General features: G+C 64.6%; 2 protein-coding genes and 1 tRNA gene. 1 reads left to right on the top strand and 2 read right to left on the bottom strand.

Going from position 1 to position 826, the window contains the following annotated elements:
- Positions 1-131: glycoside hydrolase family protein (locus MKK54_RS18120; protein WP_409564206.1), on the bottom strand; the 131-nt coding region annotated here is incomplete at its 3' end.
- Positions 132-204: 73 nt separating this feature from the next.
- On the opposite strand from MKK54_RS18120, the gene MKK54_RS18115 reads away from it, so the two are divergent.
- Positions 205-276: transfer RNA gene (locus tag MKK54_RS18115), tRNA-Ser, on the top strand.
- Positions 277-355: 79 nt separating this feature from the next.
- Here MKK54_RS18115 and MKK54_RS18110 read toward each other — a convergent pair.
- The coding region (locus MKK54_RS18110; RefSeq protein WP_244012733.1) for a hypothetical protein at positions 356-826 on the bottom strand (471 nt) is incomplete at its 5' end.

Below are 826 nucleotides of genomic sequence, written 5' to 3'. Positions count from 1 at the left end.
ACCAGGGGCGGCCCGGCCGCCGAGGTGTGGCCGATGCCGATCGTGAGCACGCCGACGCTGTCTTTGTAGGCCTTCAGCCTTCGCCCCTCACGGGCGATGAGCACGGCTTCGCCGATGGGCGAGAGGTCCATAAGTAGTCTCCGCGTTTACTGCGTTGAAACCAAACGCTTCACACCAACGTGTCGGCGTGTTTTCTGAGGGGCAGCTAGGTGGGTGAGTGGCCAACCAGCTGCCGGGAACGGCAGTGCAGGACCGGTTCGAATCCGGTCCCCAGCATCCAGATTGTTCAGAGGGTGCGCGGCGGTCCGGCCGGCTCGGTGGTGTCAGGCTCGGGCCGGGAGGCGCGGCGTGTGGATCAAGGGCGCTCGTAGAAGCCAGACCCGACGATCTTCGAGCCGCTCACGGCCGGGTACTCGCCGTTCTTGCCCTGGATCACGATGGTGTTGGTGCCGGCGCTGATATGCCCGTTGAAGGTGTTGCCCGTGGCGACGTCCTGGAAGGGAATGCAGGCGTCGTACTGGGCGCCGGTCGGCATCGGTACAATGATCACCGTCTGCCCCGTGCCGGCCTTCGTCACGTTCACGATCAGCGACGAGATCTCGACCTTTTTCCCGAACTCCTGATAGCGCACCGTGGCGGTCGCCTGGGCGCCAGCGCCGGCATCGACGGTCGGCGTGATCTGCGTGTACGGCCCCACCGCCCCGACATTGTGCGCGTTGCCGTTCTTGTCGACGAAGGTCAGGTCGCCTTCATCGTTGGTGGTCAGGTTGCTGACGGTGCCATCCGTGTGCAGCCACGTAAACACCATGCCGGTGGCAAGCATCAT

Origin of the sequence: Methylobacterium sp. J-068 (assembly GCF_022829445.1) — a bacterium.
GTDB lineage: Bacteria > Pseudomonadota > Alphaproteobacteria > Rhizobiales > Beijerinckiaceae > Methylobacterium.
Note: the sequence above shows the minus strand (reverse complement) of the source record. Positions and strands in the feature narration are given on the sequence as shown.